The organism is Franzmannia pantelleriensis (genome assembly GCF_900102875.1).
Lineage (GTDB): Bacteria > Pseudomonadota > Gammaproteobacteria > Pseudomonadales > Halomonadaceae > Franzmannia > Franzmannia pantelleriensis.
Genome location: NZ_FNGH01000007.1, coordinates 124,790 through 140,242, shown reverse-complemented (window position 1 = coordinate 140,242; position 15,453 = coordinate 124,790). Strand labels below are relative to the sequence as shown.

At 66.3% G+C, this 15,453-nt stretch carries 11 protein-coding genes; 3 read left to right on the top strand and 8 right to left on the bottom strand.

The features are described 5' to 3' along the window. Window positions 1-93: 93 nt before the first annotated feature. From BLT16_RS10505 to BLT16_RS10495, 3 genes are read right to left on the bottom strand one after another with little or no spacing between them, the layout of a single operon-like run. A complete protein-coding gene (locus tag BLT16_RS10505; RefSeq protein WP_089658476.1) occupies window positions 94-1,590 on the bottom strand; it encodes an aldehyde dehydrogenase in 1,497 nt (498 codons plus the stop codon). Further along, complete coding sequence (locus tag BLT16_RS10500; RefSeq protein WP_089658475.1) at window positions 1,587-2,969, bottom strand: aspartate aminotransferase family protein; 1,383 nt, start codon at window positions 2,967-2,969, stop codon at window positions 1,587-1,589. The genes BLT16_RS10505 and BLT16_RS10500 overlap by 4 nt, the downstream gene beginning before the upstream one ends. Window positions 2,970-2,989: 20 nt before the next feature. Next, complete coding sequence (locus BLT16_RS10495) at window positions 2,990-3,766, bottom strand: gamma-glutamyl-gamma-aminobutyrate hydrolase family protein (RefSeq protein WP_089658474.1); 777 nt, start codon at window positions 3,764-3,766, stop codon at window positions 2,990-2,992. 259 nt (window positions 3,767-4,025) lie between these two features. Here BLT16_RS10495 and BLT16_RS10490 point away from each other — a divergent pair, with 259 nt between their 5' ends. Further along, the gene (locus tag BLT16_RS10490) at window positions 4,026-5,402 is read left to right on the top strand and encodes a glutamine synthetase family protein (protein ID WP_089658473.1); all 1,377 of its coding nucleotides are present in this window, start codon (window positions 4,026-4,028) and stop codon (window positions 5,400-5,402) included. Between the two features lie 82 nt (window positions 5,403-5,484). On the opposite strand, the gene BLT16_RS10485 is transcribed toward BLT16_RS10490, so the two are convergent. The 3 genes from BLT16_RS10485 to BLT16_RS10475 all read right to left on the bottom strand — a co-directional run bounded on the left by BLT16_RS10485 (window position 5,485) and on the right by BLT16_RS10475 (window position 8,273). Beyond that, entirely contained in the window at window positions 5,485-6,030 is a 546-nt protein-coding gene (locus tag BLT16_RS10485; protein ID WP_089658472.1) for a glycine zipper 2TM domain-containing protein, read from the bottom strand. A gap of 146 nt (window positions 6,031-6,176) precedes the next feature. After that, complete coding sequence (locus BLT16_RS10480) at window positions 6,177-7,073, bottom strand: methylenetetrahydrofolate reductase (protein WP_089658471.1); 897 nt, start codon at window positions 7,071-7,073, stop codon at window positions 6,177-6,179. A gap of 3 nt (window positions 7,074-7,076) precedes the next feature. Then, the gene (locus BLT16_RS10475) at window positions 7,077-8,273 is read right to left on the bottom strand and encodes a glycine cleavage T C-terminal barrel domain-containing protein (RefSeq protein WP_089658470.1); all 1,197 of its coding nucleotides are present in this window, start codon (window positions 8,271-8,273) and stop codon (window positions 7,077-7,079) included. 240 nt (window positions 8,274-8,513) lie between these two features. Between BLT16_RS10475 and BLT16_RS10470 the strand changes: the two genes are divergently transcribed. Then, a complete protein-coding gene (locus BLT16_RS10470; RefSeq protein WP_089658469.1) occupies window positions 8,514-11,081 on the top strand; it encodes a GcvT family protein in 2,568 nt (855 codons plus the stop codon). On the opposite strand, the gene BLT16_RS10465 is transcribed toward BLT16_RS10470, so the two are convergent. After that, window positions 11,082-12,128, bottom strand: a complete 1,047-nt coding sequence (locus BLT16_RS10465) for a GlxA family transcriptional regulator (RefSeq protein WP_089658468.1) — start codon at window positions 12,126-12,128, stop codon at window positions 11,082-11,084. 195 nt (window positions 12,129-12,323) lie between these two features. Between BLT16_RS10465 and BLT16_RS10460 the strand changes: the two genes are divergently transcribed. Further along, complete coding sequence (locus BLT16_RS10460) at window positions 12,324-14,057, top strand: formate--tetrahydrofolate ligase (RefSeq protein WP_089658467.1); 1,734 nt, start codon at window positions 12,324-12,326, stop codon at window positions 14,055-14,057. A 16-nt stretch (window positions 14,058-14,073) separates the two neighbouring features. On the opposite strand, the gene BLT16_RS10455 is transcribed toward BLT16_RS10460, so the two are convergent. Next, window positions 14,074-15,363 carry an NAD(P)/FAD-dependent oxidoreductase gene (locus tag BLT16_RS10455; protein WP_089658466.1) on the bottom strand — a complete coding sequence of 430 codons (1,290 nt, stop codon included), beginning with the start codon at window positions 15,361-15,363 and terminating at the stop codon, window positions 14,074-14,076. Window positions 15,364-15,453: the final 90 nt, after the last annotated feature.

Sequence of the window (15,453 nt, the reverse complement as noted above, 5' to 3'; positions counted from 1 at the left end):
GCACTCGGCCCCAGCCAGCCACGACTAGTCGTCGTGAACGGCCGGGGCCGAGCTCATGGTAGCACGCACCAGCGCCCAACACTGGTTAAATCATCAGCCCTCTAGCGAGATCCATACGCTCTTCAGCGAGGAGTATTCCGCCAGCGAGTGGTGCGACTTGTCGCGGCCGTTGCCCGACTGCTTGACCCCACCGAAAGGCATGCTCTGGTCGCCGCCGGCCCAGTTGTTGACGAACACCTGCCCTGACTGCAGGCGGCGGGTTACGCGCATGATGCGATCGATATCCTGGCTCCACAGCCCGGCCGCCAGGCCATAGTCGCTGTCGTTGGCCATGGCGATGGCCTGCTCTTCGCTGTCAAAGCCAAACACCGCCAGCACCGGACCGAAGATCTCTTCGCGGCCGATGGTCATCTGCGGGGTCACGCCGTCGAACACCGTGGGCGAAATGAAGTAGCCAGGACGCTCCAGCGCCTGGCCGCCGCTGCGCAACTGGGCGCCCTCCTCGACGCCCTGGCGAATGTAATCGAGGATGCGGCGATGCTGGGTCTCGTCGACGATGGCGCCCATGAAGCTCGACGGATCCAGCGGATCGCCGGGCTGCATGCGCTCGGCGGCGGCCAGCACCTTGTCGACGAACTGCTCGCGGATCGCGTTCTCCACCAGCAGGCGGGAGCCGGCAATGCACACCTCACCCTGGTTATGGAAGATCGCCGCAGCCGCATGCTTGGCCACCGCATCGAGATGCTTGCAGTCGGCAAACACCAGGTTGGGGCTCTTGCCGCCGCACTCGAGGTAGACGCGCTTGAGGTTGGATTCGCCGGCGTACTGCATCAGCTGTTTGCCGACCTGGGTCGAGCCGGTAAAGGCCAGACAGTCGACGTCCATGGAGAGCGCCAGGGCCTTGCCCACGGTGTGGCCGAAGCCTGGCAGCACCTGGAACACGCCCCGCGGCAGGCCCGCCTCTTTGGCCAGCTGGGCCAGACGCAGCGCCGACAGCGGCGACTTCTCCGACGGCTTGAGGATCACGCTGTTGCCGGCGGCCAACGCCGGGGCGATCTTCCAGGCGGTCATCATCAGCGGGAAATTCCACGGCACGATCGACGCCACCACGCCGAGCGGCTCGCGCAGCACCATGCCCAGGCTCTCCTCACCGGTGGGCGCTACCTCGCCGTAGAGCTTGTCGATGGACTCAGCCTGGTGGCGCAGGCAGCCGATGGCACCAGCCATATCGCCCAGCGAGCTTGTCACCGGCTTGCCCATGTCGAGGGTATCCAGCAGCGCCAGCTCGTGCTTGTGCGCCGTCATCAGGTCGGCGAGCTTGAGCAGCACCGCCTTGCGCTTGCCCGGCGCCAGCCGCGACCACTCGCCGCGCTCGAAGGCGGCGCGCGCATGCCCCACCGCCAGCTCGGCGTCGGCGGCATCGCAGCTGGCCACCTCGGCCAGGGTCTCGCCGGTGGCCGGGTTGATGCTGCTGAAGGTCTCGCCGCTCACCGCGTCGACGAACTGGTCGTCGACGAAGGCGCGGGTCTCGAAGGTCAGCGAGGCGGCCAGCGCCTGCCACTCGGCCAGGGTAGAGGGATGCGTGCTCATGCCAGGGACTCCTGTAACGGGGATGTCGTGGTGTCGGCCAGGCGCCGCGCCGTCTCATCGAGGGCCGCGCGCGCCTTGGTCACCAGTTCGTCTATTTCGCCATGCTGGATCACCAACGGCGGCGAAATAATCATGGTATCGCCTACCGAGCGCATCACCAGCCCGCTGGCGAAACAGATATCGCGGCACAGGTTGCCCACACCGAGGGACTTGTCGAAGCGCTCACCGGTGGCCGGGTCGATCAGTTCCAGGGCGCCGATCAGGCCCAGCGAGCGCGCCTCGCCGACCAGCGGATGCTCGGCGAGCTCGGCCCAGCGCTGGGCCAGGTAGGGGCCGAGGTCGTCGCGCACCCGCTCGACCACGCCCTCGGCCTCCATCAGTTCGAGGTTCTTGAGCGCCACCGCGGCACAGGTAGGATGCCCCGAGTAGGTGAAGCCGTGAAAGAACTCGCCGCCCTCCTCGATCAGCGTCTCGGCGACCCGATCGCCGACCAGCACCCCGCCGATCGGCAGATAGCCCGACGACAGCCCCTTGGCGATCGGCATCAGGTCAGGCTCGAGGCCATAGTGGACACTGCCGAACCACTCGCCAAGACGTCCGAAGCCACAGATCACCTCATCGACCACCAGCAGGATATCGTACTTGTCGAGTACCGCCTTGACCGCCGGCCAGTAGCTGTCGGGGGGGATGATCGCCCCACCCGCGCCCTGTACCGGCTCGGCGATAAAGGCCGCCACCTTGTCTTCGCCGAGGGCTAAAATTTTCTCTTCCAGGGCCGCCGCGCAGTCGCGGCCGAAGGCCTCAGGATTCTGACCGCTCGACTCGTCGAACCAGTAGGGCTGGCGAATATGACAGATGCCCGGCACCAGCGGTCCGCCCTGGGCGTGCATCGGCGCCATGCCGCCGAGGCTCATGCCGGCCACGGTGGAACCGTGGTAGGCATTCTCACGCGCGATGACCACCTGCTTGTCGGGCCTTCCCTTGAGCGCCCAGTAGCGGCGCACCATGCGTAGCACGGTGTCGTTGGCCTCCGAGCCAGAACCGGTGAAGAAGACCCGGTTGATATGTGCCGGCGCCAGGCGGCAGAGCGTCTCCGCCAGCTTCACCGCCGGCAGGTGCGTGGTCTTGAAGAAGCTATTGTAGTAGGGCAGCTCATGCATCTGCCGGGTGGCGGCGTCGACCAGTTCCTCACGACCGTAGCCGAGGTTGACGCACCACAGCCCGGCCATGCCGTCGAGGATACGGTTGCCCTGGTCGTCGATGATATAGACGCCCTCGGCGCCGACGATGACGCGACAGCCCTCTTCGCCGAGCGCCTTGAAGTCGCTGAAGGGGTGCAGATAGTGGGCGCGATCTAGCGCCTGGATATCATGGGACATGGAGCGATTTCCTCAGCGTATCAGGCGTCGATCAGTGTGGTGAGGCCGCGGCGCTCCGCGGTACGCTCGGCGCAGGCTGCGGCGAAGCCGCGAAACAAGGCGTCATACAGCGGATGCTGGGCGGGCTGCCACTCGGGGTGCCACTGCACCGCCAGGGCAAAGCGTCGCGCCCCCTCCACCGATAGTGCTTCGACCACGCCATCGGGTGCCAGCGCCTCGGCGCGCAGCCCCAGGCCAAGTTCGGCCACGCCCTGCTGATGCAGCGAATTGACGCGACTGGCCGGCGCTGCATGTAGCGCCGACAATGCGCCACCAGGCAGAATGGACAAATCGTGGCTGGGGGCATACTGCGCCGCCTTGTCACCCTGCGGTTCGCGATGATCGAGCAGCCCCGGCACCTCCTGGAGCGCCTGATGCAGGGTGCCGCCGAAGGCCACGTTGATCTCCTGGAAGCCGCGGCAGATACCGAACAGCGGCAGCCCCAGGTCCAGCGCGGCGGGAATCCAGGCCAGCGCCGCGGCATCGCGATGCAGGTCGTCACGGGTGTTCTGCGGCGCACGCTCGGCGCCGTAGCGCGCCGGCGCCACATTGGTATAGCTGCCGGTCAGCAGCAGGCCATCCAGCTCGCCCAGCAGGCTCGCCTCCAGGCCGCCGCCCTCCTCCCACACCGGCAACACCAGCGGCGCTAGCCCATAGTCGCGCAGCGCCTGCAGGTATTTATCGGTCACCATGTGCGCAGGGTGACCCTCCACCTCGCGGCGGCAGGCAATGACCCCGACCAGCGGTCGACTGGACATACATGACTCCTTGCTCGTAACGGCTCGACAAAGGGCAGGACTGTTATGCTTTGCTCAACATTACATGCCATCAAGCCTGCTGCCAACCCTCGCAAGGGTAACGCCACCACCTGAGGCATTACGTGATAAAACCCGGCAAAAAGGGCACCACGCAATTCACCGGGGGAGCTGGGCGATGCATACAGGCGTAAATAATTTGACAACATCCGTGTCAGTCGGAAAAGATGGAACCCATGACTCCAACGATAAGGTACTCCCCATGTCGGTGACCGCGACTGCTGAGGCCGAGGCCTTTCTCGAGCGCCACCCCGATATCGACAGTGTCGACCTGCTGATCAGCGACCTCAACGGCGTGATGCGCGGCAAGCGTATCCCTCGCGACAACCTGGTCAAGGCATTTAGTGCCGGCATCAATCTGCCCGCCTCGCTGTTTGCCCTCGATATCAACGGCAATACCATTGAGGAGACCGGCCTGGGGCTGTCCAGCGGCGACGGCGACCGTATCTGCCGACCGGTGGAGGGTACCCTGATGCCCTGCCCCTGGCTGCGCAAGGGCCGCCAAGGGCAGCTACTGATGACCATGTTCGAGGCCGACGGCAGCGGCTTCTTCGCTGACCCACGCCAGGTGCTGCAGCGCGTGCTGCGCCGCTTCGCCGATGCCGGCCTGACCCCGGTGGTGGCCGTGGAGCTGGAATTCTACCTGGTCGATCGCAGCCGCGATGCACAGGGCTACGCCCAGCCCCCCTGCTCGCCGGCCACCGGCGAGCGCGCCTCCCAGAGCCAGCTCTACTCGATCAACGAGCTCGACGAGTACGCCGACTTCCTCGAGGACATCCAGGCCGCCGCCGCCGCTCAGCAGCTACCGCTGGATACCGCCCTCAAAGAGTGCGCGCCGGGGCAGTTCGAGATCAACCTGACCCACTGTGACGACGTGCTCAAGGCCTGCGACAGCTCGGTGCTGCTCAAGCGCCTGATCAAGGGCGTCGCCATCCAGCATGGCTTCGAGGCCACCTTCATGGCCAAGCCGTACGGCGACGAGGCCGGCAACGGTACCCACGTACACATCAGCCTGCTCGACGCACAAGGTCACAATGTCTTCGCCGCCGAGGATGACAGTCCGCTGGGTACCCCGGCGCTGGGTCATGCCGTCGCCGGGCTGCTGGCGCTGATGCCGGCATCGATGGCGATCTTCGCGCCCAACATCAACTCGTTTCGACGCTTCCAGCCCGGGCTCTATGTACCCATGTCGCCAACCTGGGGCTACGACAACCGCTCGGTAGCGGTGCGCATCCCCTCAGGTCCCAAGGCCGCAAAACGGATCGAGCATCGCGTGGCCGGCGCCGACGTCAATCCCTATCTTCTGCTGGCGACGCTGCTGGCCTCCATCGACCACGGCTTGCGCCAGCAACTGGCGCCGCCGCCGCCGATCGAGGGCAACGCCTACGACCAGTGCGAGCCGAGCCTGACTAACAGCTGGCAGCGGGCGCTGGCGCTACTGGCCGACGACGAGGTGCTGACCGAGGCCCTCGGCGAGCAGTTCCTGCACGTCTACCTGGCCAACCGCCAGGCCGAGCGCGACCAAGCGATGCAGGCGGTTAGCCAGCTTGAATACGACTGGTACCTGCGCCAGGTCTAGACGCGTCCGAACAGTGGCTGCCGCACACGACGACGCCCACACCAATCGGCGTGGGCGTCGTCATGAGTGGCGCGGCTAGCAATCAGCCTTCGCGGACATTCCACTGCGGCACCCCATCCTCCATCAGCACCTGATTCCCTTGAGGTGCATCCTCGAGGCGCACGCTGTAGACGCGATCCTCGAAGCGGTACTCGACGTCGTAGCCCTCGTGCTCCTGGTGGGTGTCGACCACGGTGTTGCACTGCCGCTGGGTCGTTGTCCGCCCCTGGTTGGCCTCGACCCGGCCCTGTACTTCGCGGCCGGCCAGACCGCCACCCACCGCGCCAGCCACGGTGGCGAGCTTCTTGCCACTGCCACCGCCGACCTGATTACCCAATACACCGCCTACCACGGCCCCCGCGGCAGTGCCTAACAGGCGGTTCGGATCGCGGCTCGGCGCTTGCTGATGTACCACTACGTCCTCGCAGACTTCGCGGGGGGTCTCGACGCTGCGGGTTACCGCGTCGACGCTCAAGATGTCGGCATAGGTCGGTGCACGCTCGAAGGTCTGCACCTGATAGGCACCTACCGCCAGGCCACCCAGGCCCAGCACCGCCAACGTCGACCCGATCACGATTGACTTGTTCATCTCTGCCTCCTGATGTCTCTCGACTTGTCGCCAGCCGGCGCAATGCGATAGTCAGAGTATAGTTCGTGAACAGCGTTCGACACCTATCTCGGCGGCGTTCAACATTGCTTTCATAATCCCCAGCCGGCGTCGCCCGATGGCGACATTCATGGGGTGACAGAGAGTGAATCCGAGGTCTTCCAGGCGCACTGCCGGCGACACTGCGCCTCACACCAGGCGCGCGTGTCGGCGGCCTGATTGAAGGTGTACAGATGCACCCCTGCGAAGCCCTGGGTGGCATCGCCGAGGTGCGGCCAGAGCGCCTCCAGCAGGGTATCGGGTCGATACCGGGCGGGCCGCAGCAGGCGTGCGATCAATCCCTTCTGACGCCCCAGCACCCGGGTCGAGGGCCCCAGCCCGAGCCGCGTCGCCAGCCCCAATAGCCGCTTGCGTGGCAATACCCCGGGCAGGCCGGCGTGGACCGGCAACGACATGCCACGTTGCCGCTGCTGCTCACGCCAGGCCAGCAGGGGGGCGGCCTCGAAGCAGAGCTGGGTGACGGCGTAATCGGCGAACCGCGCCTTGGCCTCGAGGTCCCGTTGCAAGTCTCCCACGGAGATATGGGGATGCCCCTCCGGGTAGGCGGGAATCCCAATGCGGGACGGTCGCGTCGGCAGCTCGGCGAGCGCCTCGAGTAGTGCCAGGCCGGTCGCGAAGTCACCCTCCGCCGCTTCGGCATCTCCTCCCACCACGAAACACTCGTCGATGCCCAGGGCCGTCATCCGCGCCACCGCCTCGGCGAGGTGGCCACGATCACGCACCAAGCGGGCAGCGAGATGCGGCACCACCCGGAACCCCGCTGCTGCCAGCGTCTCGCTGGCCGTCAGGGTACGCGCCAGACCGTGGCGCGGCGAGCAGGTCACCGTCACCACGGCACCGGCGGGTAGCGCATCGGCGGCCTGCTGCAGATCGGCCAGGGGCAGCAGCTCATAGCGCGGCGACGCCAGCGCCTCACAGGCGCGTTCATCGCTCGGCAGCGGGGTCAGGCGCAACAGATCGTTCATGAATCAGCCCTTGGGAATAGCCTTGCTCGGATCATGGAAGGGCTTGGGTACCACCCGCGCCGCCTGCATCCCGGTATTGGCGTCGATGCGCAGCGGCGTGCCCAGCTCGGCGTACTCGATCGGTACCATGGCATAGCCGATATTGCGCTGCTGACGCGGCGAGCGGGTGGCCGAGGTGACCTGGCCGATACGCGTGCCGCGATCGTCGAGCACCGGGAACATATCGATCATGGCACCATCGGTGAAGTGGCCGACACTGGGGCCGTCGATCTCCACCCCCACCAGCTGGCGTGATACGCCCTCGGCCTTGATCCGCTCCAGCGCGGCGCGACCGATGAAGTCATCGTCGCCGCGCAGGTCGACCATCCAGTCGTAGCCCATGCCCACTTCGAAGGGATTGGTGTCATACCAGATGTCACAGCCAAAGGCGAGGATGCCGCCCTCGATGCGACGAATGTGACAGGGACCGATGACCTGCATGCCATGCGGCCGACCGGCCTCGAAGACCCGCTGCCAAAGCGCCTCACCATGGCGGCTGGCCTCGCGCAGGTAAATCTCGTAGCCGATCTCCCCGGAGTAGCCGGTGCGCGAGATCACCACCGACATCCCGTCGAGCGTGGCCTCCATCAGGTGGTAATAGGGCATCGCCAACACCGCCTCGCCGAACAGGTCGACCATGACCGCCTTGGCCTTAGGCCCCTGTACCTGCACCGGCGCCACATCCACTTCGCGGATGGTGACATCCAGGGCGGCGCCGTAGGCCAGTCCCTGACACCAGAGCAGCACGTCGCTATCGGCCAGCGACAGCCAGAAACGGTCCTCCTCGACGCGCAGCAGCACCGGGTCGTTGATGATGCCGCCGTCCGGCGCAGTGACGAAGACATACTTGCACTGCCCCGCCTGGCACTGGCGCATGTCGCGGGGCACCAGCCGCTGCACGAAGGCGAAGGCGTCCGGACCGCTGATCTCGATCTGGCGCTCGACACCGACGTCCCACAGGGTGACGCCCTGCACCAGCGCCCAGTACTCATCCACCGGATCGGTGTAGAGGCGCGGGTGATAGTGGTGGTTGTAGACGCTGTACTTGCGCACCCCATGGCGCCGTGACGCGTAGAAGAATGGCGACTTGCGGATCCGCGGATAGAGCAGAATCTCGGGTGCAGCCTGAGTATGCTCGACGCTTTCGATGACGTGGGACATGACCTGCCTCCTCTCGTGCCAGCGCGGCGTAACGGCCGTCAGCGCCGCTTCTGACTAGCGAAGCTAGCGCGCCACGCGGTAGCGCACGTCACCCACGACGCCGGCTATTTTGGTGGCGGCGACATCGCTCTGCGTCGCTGTCGTCGCTACCAAAGACAGCGTCGCCGCAGGACAGCGCAGCGGTGCGGACTGGATTATCCTGATCCCAGGCATCCCGTCACCGGCTTACAGGAGGCTGCCATGGCGACACTCCCTCAGCACGCGGACGCGGTGATCATCGGTCAGGGCGGCATCGTCGGTGCCTCGCTGGCCCACCACCTGATCGAACTGGGCTGGACCCGGCTGGTTGGCCTCGACAAGTCCGCCATCCCCTCGGACATCGGGTCGACCTCCCACGCCTCCGATTTCTGCTTCATGACCGCCCATGACAAGCTGTCGTGCTACACCACGACCTACAGCCAGCGCTTCTATGAGTCGATGGGACGCTATCAACGCATCGGCGGCCTGGAGATCGCCCGGGTCGGCGACGAGGCACGCCTGGCGGAGTTACAGCGCAAGGTCGCCTCGGGCAAGGCATTCGGTACCCGCGTGCGCATGATCGATGCCGACGAAGCGGTCGAGCGCTTCCCGCTGCTCGAGCGCGACCGGGTGCTGGGGGCCATGTGGGATCCCGATGCCGGCCTGGTGGTGCCGCGTTCCCAGCGCGTTGCCGGCGAACTGATCGAACGCGGGGTCGAAAGCGGCCATCTCAGCGTCTTCGCCGATACGCCGGCGCTGAATATCGACGTGCAGGCCGGCCGGGTATGCGGCGTGGAGACCGCCAAAGGCTATATCGAAACGCCGCTGGTGCTGGTATGTGCCGGCATCTGGGGGCCGATTCCCGCCGCCATGGGTGGCGCCACGCTACCGCTGATGCCGGTAGAGCACCCGCTGATGTTCTTCGGTCCCTTCGACGCCTTTGCCGGCACCGGCCAGGAGATCGGCTACCCGCTGCTACGCGACCAAGGCAATTCCGCCTATCTGCGCGATACCGGCGATCCCAAATCCACCGAGGGTGGCCAACTCGAGTGGGGCTACTACGAGGCCCGCGAGCCGCGCCTGGTGCACCCCCGCGATATCCTCGAACGCGATCAGGCCCGCCTATCGCCCTCGATGCGCGATCTCGAGGCCGACCAGATCGCCGACGCCTTCGAGCGCGCCGTGGACCTCACCCCGCTGCTAGGCGAGCTGGGCTGGGATGACAAACACTCGTTCAATGGCCTTCTCTCGGTCACCGTGGACGGCGGCTCGCTGGTCGGCGAGTCGCCGGAGACCCGCGGCCTGTGGTTCTGCGAAGCGGTGTGGGTCAAGGATGGACCGGGCATGGGCAAGCTGACCGCCGAGTGGCTAACCCACGGTCGCCCGACGCTGGATCCCTGCAGCATCGACATCGCGCGTTTCTATCCGGTGCAGAAGACCCCGCACCACGTGCATGGCCGCTGCCTGGAGATCGCGCGCAAGATCTACGATCCGCCGGTGCACCCCCGCGAGCCCTTCGACAACGGCCGCAACCTGCGCCGCAGCCCCTTCTGGCATCGCGAACAGGAGCTAGGCGGCTATTTCATGGAGGCCGCGGGCTGGGAGCGCGCCCACGGCTATGCCGCCAACGAGACGCGCCTCGCCGACTATCTGGAACGCGTCCCGGCGCGCCCGGCGGAGTGGGACCAGCGACACTTCTGGCGTGTCTCCAATGCCGAGCACCTGGCGCTCAGCGACGACGTGGGGATGATCAATCTCTCCCACTTCGCCATCTACGATATCTCGGGACGCGATGCCGAGGCACTGCTGGAGACGCTCTCGGTGGCCAAGATCGGCGGCGACACCCCGCTCGGCAAGGGCGTCTATACCCACTTCTTGGATACCGCCGGCGGCGTTCACTCGGACCTGACCATCGTGCGCCTGGCCACGGACGCCTGGCGGGTAGTATGTGGCGGTGACACCGGCCATCGTGACCTGGTGTGGATCACCCGCCGCGCCGAGGACCTGAGCCTGACCCACTGGCACCTCGAGGATCGCAGCGACGGTCTGGCCACCCTGGGCCTGTGGGGCCCCAATGCCCGGCGCACCCTGCAGACCCTGGCCGACACCCCCGACGCTCTCGATGACGCGAACTTCCCATTTGCCAGCGCTCGTGAACTGCGCCTTCAGGGCATCCCGGTGTGGGCTTTCCGCATCTCCTATGTGGGCGAACAGGGCTGGGAACTCTATGTGCCCTTCAGCTACGCCCTGGCCCTCTGGGATCGGCTGTTCGACGCCGGGGTGATGCCGGTGGGCATCGAGACCTACGCCAACAGCCGCCGCCTGGAGAAGAGCCTGCGGCTGCAGAACGTCGATCTGCTGACCGACTACAACCTCGTCGAAGCGGGTCTGGCACGCCCCAAGGTCAAGGCCGCCGACTTTTACGGCAAGGCCGCTCACCTCGAGCAGCGCCAACGTCAGCGCCAGCCCTCCTATCTCTGCACCCTGGTGATGGAGGACCCTCTCGACGCCAGCGGCACACCTCGCTTCCCGGTGGGTCAGGCGCCGCTGCTCGATCCCCGCAGCGGCGAGGTGCCGGTGGACGAGCTGGGTCGCCGCGCCTATGTCACCAGCATCGCCTACGGCCCCTCGCTGGGATGCAATATCGCACTCGGCTACCTGCCCAACGCTTACGCCACCGAGGGGCAGACGCTATTGCTGGAGTACTTCGGCGCCCACTATCCGATGCGCGTCGCCGCGGTGGGCTATCGGGCGCTATACGACCCGGACAATCAGCGGCCGCGGAGTTGATCAGACCTCGTCGGGGGCCGAGCGTACCGCCAGCGAGGCCACCTGCAGGGCTTCGGCCTCGGCCTGGCGGTCACTGCGCCGCTTGCGCTCGCGGCTCGGCGAGTGGCCGAAACGGTCGTGGTAGCACTTGGTGAAATGCGGTGGCGAGATGAAACCGCAGGCGTGGGCAACGTCAGTGATCGGCATATGGGTCTGGCGCAGCAGCAGCCTGGCTCGCACCAGCCGCAGCTCCAGATAATATTTCAACGGCGGGCAGTCGACGTAGCGCTGGAACAGGCGCTCCAGCTGGCGACGCGACAGATCGGCATAACTGGCCAACTCATCCAGCGACAGTGGCTCCTGGAGGTTGGCCTCCATCAGCGTGGCGACCTCCTCCAGCTTGGGGTGGCTATGCCCCAGGCGCACCCGCAGCGGGGTGCGCTGCCGATCGCCGACACCACGGATGCGCTCGTGAATGAACTCCTCGGCGATCGCCTCGGCCAGCTCCAACCCCTGCTGACGCCCGATCAGGTTGAGCATCATATCCAGCGGCGCAATGCCACCAGAGCAGGTATAGCGGTCGCGGTCCATGACGAACAGCTGCGAGGAGAAGGTCACGGCGGGAAACATCCGGGCCTCATGGATGCTCGAGATATGCTCCCAGTGCAGGGTGCAGCGATAGCCATCCAGCAGACCGGCCTGGGCCAGCATGTAGCCGCCGGTACATACCGCCCCCAGCGGGATGCGCCGCGCCGCCAGCCGCTTGAGCCAGGTCAGGGTGGCGCGATCGCAGTGCCGCTGCACATCGACGCCGGCGCACACCAGCAGCAGGTCCGGCGTCGGCGCGCGCTCAAGGCCGTGATCGACGTTACTGGTCAGGCCGCTGCTGGCCGTCACCGGTGCACCATCGCGACTGATCAGGTGCCAGCGATAGAGCTCCCGATCGGCGAGATGATTGGCCATGCGCAACGGCTCGAGCGTAGAGGAGAAGGCCAGTTGGGAGAATCCTGGCACCATCAGGAAGCCGACATCGTAGCGGCCGTTGGGCGGTTTTCCATGACCTTGCATGCCACCTCCTCAAGCGCTCAGCCGAATGCTCGGTCGCACGCCATTATCATGATCCCAGTGTAATGTATTGACAACGGATGCAAGCAACTGTCGCTGCGACCAACACCGCTGACGTCGGCGAGACAATTCATCGCCGCCATGGCATGAATACTGTGGGCAGCACTCCCCATCAACGGCGAGTCAGGAGGCAAGGCGATGAGCGGCCAATCTCCCGCAGCCGAGCGGCACGCTTCGGCAGTCAACGACAATCTGCGTATCGCACGCACGGCCAGGCTATGGCCCATCGAGGAGATCGCCCACCGCCTGGGGGTTCCCGGTGAGGCCGTGGAACCCTATGGTCGCGGCATCGCCAAACTCGACCTCAGCGCCATCGGTGCACAGGTTGGCCAGCCCCGAGGTCGCTATGTGGTGGTGTCGGCGATCACCCCCACGCCGCTAGGCGAAGGCAAGACCACCACCGCCATCGGCCTGACCCAGGGGCTCCAGCGACTCGGCCATCGCGCCAGCGTCGCGCTTCGCCAGCCCTCCATGGGACCGACCCTGGGCATCAAGGGAGGAGCCGCCGGCGGCGGGCACAGCCAGGTAGTGCCCATGGAGCGTATCAACCTGCACCTCACCGGCGACCTGCACGCGGTCGCTGCCGCCCACAACCTGCTCGCGGCGATGGTCGACAATCACCTTCACCATCGGCTCGAACCCCAGCTCGATCCACAGCAGATTCGCTGGCAGCGTGCCATCGACATCAACGACCGCGCGCTGCGCCACATCGTGCTGGGCCTCGGCGAGCCGGTCGACGGGGTACCGCGTCAAGGTAGCTTCGAGATCACCGCGGCCTCCGAGGTCATGGCAATCCTCGCCCTGGCCGATTCACTGGCCGACCTGCGCCAGCGCCTGGGCCGCATCGTGATCGGCTACGATCGCGACGGCCAGGCGGTCACGGCCGAACAGATACACGCCGCCGGGGCCATGGCCGCGCTGCTCAAGGAAGCCCTCAAGCCCAATCTGCTGCAGACCTTGGAGCACGCTCCGGCACTGATCCATGCCGGCCCCTTCGGCAATATCGCCCACGGCAACTCGTCGATCGTCGCCGATCGCATCGGCCTGCACGGCAGTGACTTCCTGATCACCGAGGCGGGGTTCGGTGCCGACATGGGCGCCGAGCGCTTCTTCAACATCAAGTGCCGCGTCTCGGGGCTGACGCCGGATGCCGCGGTGCTGGTGGCCACGGTGCGTGCCCTGAAGTATCACAGCGGCCGGCACCGGGTCGTGCCAGGCAAGCCACTGCCCGACTCGCTGCTGGCCGAGAACCCGCAGCAAGTGCAAGAAGGCGGCACCAACCTGCTCAAGCAGATCGACAATATCCGCGCCCACGGCATCACCCCGGTCGTGGCGATCAACGCCTTCCCGTCGGACCACCCCAGCGAGCACAGTGCGATAATCGACCTGGCCGCGGCGGTGGGCGTCAAGGCGGTGGTCTCCAGCCACGTGCGCGATGGCGGCGATGGTGCCCTGGCGCTGGCCGAAGCGGTGGCCGAGAGCGCCGCGGCCGGCGCCGACTTCCAGTACCTCTATCCCGACGAACTGCCGCTCGAGGCCAAGATCGCACGCATCGCCACCCGCCTCTATGGCGCCGACGATGTCGCCTTCTCGACCACCGCGCGCCGTCAATTGGAGCACTACCAGCAGCAGGGATACGGCCACTTCCCTGTGTGCATCGCCAAGAGCCATCTGTCGCTCTCCGCCGATCCAACACGGCTAGGCGCCCCCGAGGGCTGGACGCTGCCGGTGCGCGAGGTGCGCCTCTCGGCCGGCGCGGGCTTCGTCTATGCGCTGTGCGGCGATATTCGCACCCTGCCGGGGCTCGGCGCTGACCCCGCCGCCGCGCATATCGACATCGATGAACACGGCGAGATCAGCGGGCTGTTCTGAGTGCCTCTACCTGCCACTAAACGCCGAGTCGGTCACGGGTGGCGTAATACCACGCCCCCAGCGCCGACAGCGGCACCCGCAGCAGCCGACCGCCAGGGAACGGCAGGTGCGGCAAACCGGCGAAGGCGTCGAAGCGCTCGCTCTCGCCCTCGATGACCTCGGCGATCAGCCGCCCGGCCAGGTGGCTGCAGGTCACGCCGTGACCGGAGTAGCCCTGGGCGTAATACACATTGGCGTTGAGCCGGCCAAACTGCGGCAGGCGGTTCAGCGTCATCAGGAAATTGCCGCTCCAGGCGTAATCGATCTTGACGTCGGCAAGGGCGGGAAAGGTCTTGAGTAGCTTGGGACGGATCACCGCCTCGATGCTGGTGGGATCCTGGCCACCGTAGCTGACCCCGCCCCCATACAGCAGCCGGCCATCCCCCGTCAGGCGGTAGTAGTCGAGCAGGTAGTTGCAGTCCTCCACCGCCATGTCGTTGGGCAGCAGCGCACGACCGCGCTCACCGAGCGGCTCGGTGGTAACGATCTGGGTACCACAGGGCATCGACTTGCCCTCGAGCTCCGGTATCACCCCTTGCAGGTAGGCGTTGCCGGCCAGCACCACGCGCTCGGCCACCAGCGTGCCGCCGGGCGTTCGCAGCCGCGCCGGCTCGCCGTGGGTGAGCTCGAGCAGCGGCGACTGTTCATAAATGATCCCGCCCAACGCCTCGAAGGCCGCCGCTTGGCCGAGCACCAGGTTGAGCGGGTGCAGGTGGCCGCCGGAATGATCGACCAGCGCCCCGACGTAGCGCTCGCTGGTCACTTCGCGTTTGAGCGCCTCGCCTTCGAGCATCTCCAGTTCGCGATTGCCGTAGCGCTGCCACAGCGCCTGATGCTCGCGCAGCCCCTCGAGCTGCTTGGCATTGCAGGCGGCGAACAGGTTGCCATCCTTGAGGTCGCAGTCGATGGCGTACTGCTTGATCCGCGAGCGGATGATGCGGTTGCCCTCGAAAGCCATATCGCCCAGGGCACGGGCGGTGTCGAGGCCGTACTTGTCCTCGATCACGTCCATGTCACGGCTGTAGCTATTGACGATCTGGCCGCCGTTACGCCCCGAGGCACCGAACCCGACCCGCGCCGCCTCCAGCACCACCACCTTGTAGCCTCGCTCGGCGAGATGCAGCGCCGACGAGATGCCGGTAAACCCGGCGCCAACCACGCACACATCGCAGTTCACTTCACCGCTGAGGCTCGGCCGAGCGTCGCCGGCAGTGGCCGTGGCGGCATAGTAGGAGGCCACGTGCTCGGTAGCCGGTGTCTGGGTCATGAGTCATCTCCAAATCGTGTATAGGCGATAGATAATTTGCCTTGACGCAGCCCCATCGCGATTGAAATCGCTCCCACTTTTGCCTTGGCG

Bases quoted from the DNA above. Each gene is read 5' to 3' on its own strand.
- BLT16_RS10455 (WP_089658466.1), bottom strand. From the start codon at position 15,363: ATGACCCAGACACCGGCTACCGAGCACGTGGCCTCCTACTATGCCGCC.
- BLT16_RS10480 (WP_089658471.1), bottom strand. From the start codon at position 7,073: ATGAACGATCTGTTGCGCCTGACCCCGCTGCCGAGCGATGAACGCGCC.
- BLT16_RS10460 (WP_089658467.1), top strand. From the start codon at position 12,324: ATGAGCGGCCAATCTCCCGCAGCCGAGCGGCACGCTTCGGCAGTCAAC.
- BLT16_RS10505 (WP_089658476.1), bottom strand. From the start codon at position 1,590: ATGAGCACGCATCCCTCTACCCTGGCCGAGTGGCAGGCGCTGGCCGCC.
- BLT16_RS10475 (WP_089658470.1), bottom strand. From the start codon at position 8,273: ATGTCCCACGTCATCGAAAGCGTCGAGCATACTCAGGCTGCACCCGAG.
- BLT16_RS10470 (WP_089658469.1), top strand. From the start codon at position 8,514: ATGGCGACACTCCCTCAGCACGCGGACGCGGTGATCATCGGTCAGGGC.
- BLT16_RS10495 (WP_089658474.1), bottom strand. From the start codon at position 3,766: ATGTCCAGTCGACCGCTGGTCGGGGTCATTGCCTGCCGCCGCGAGGTG.
- BLT16_RS10485 (WP_089658472.1), bottom strand. From the start codon at position 6,030: ATGAACAAGTCAATCGTGATCGGGTCGACGTTGGCGGTGCTGGGCCTG.
- BLT16_RS10465 (WP_089658468.1), bottom strand. From the start codon at position 12,128: ATGCAAGGTCATGGAAAACCGCCCAACGGCCGCTACGATGTCGGCTTC.
- BLT16_RS10500 (WP_089658475.1), bottom strand. From the start codon at position 2,969: ATGTCCCATGATATCCAGGCGCTAGATCGCGCCCACTATCTGCACCCC.
- BLT16_RS10490 (WP_089658473.1), top strand. From the start codon at position 4,026: ATGTCGGTGACCGCGACTGCTGAGGCCGAGGCCTTTCTCGAGCGCCAC.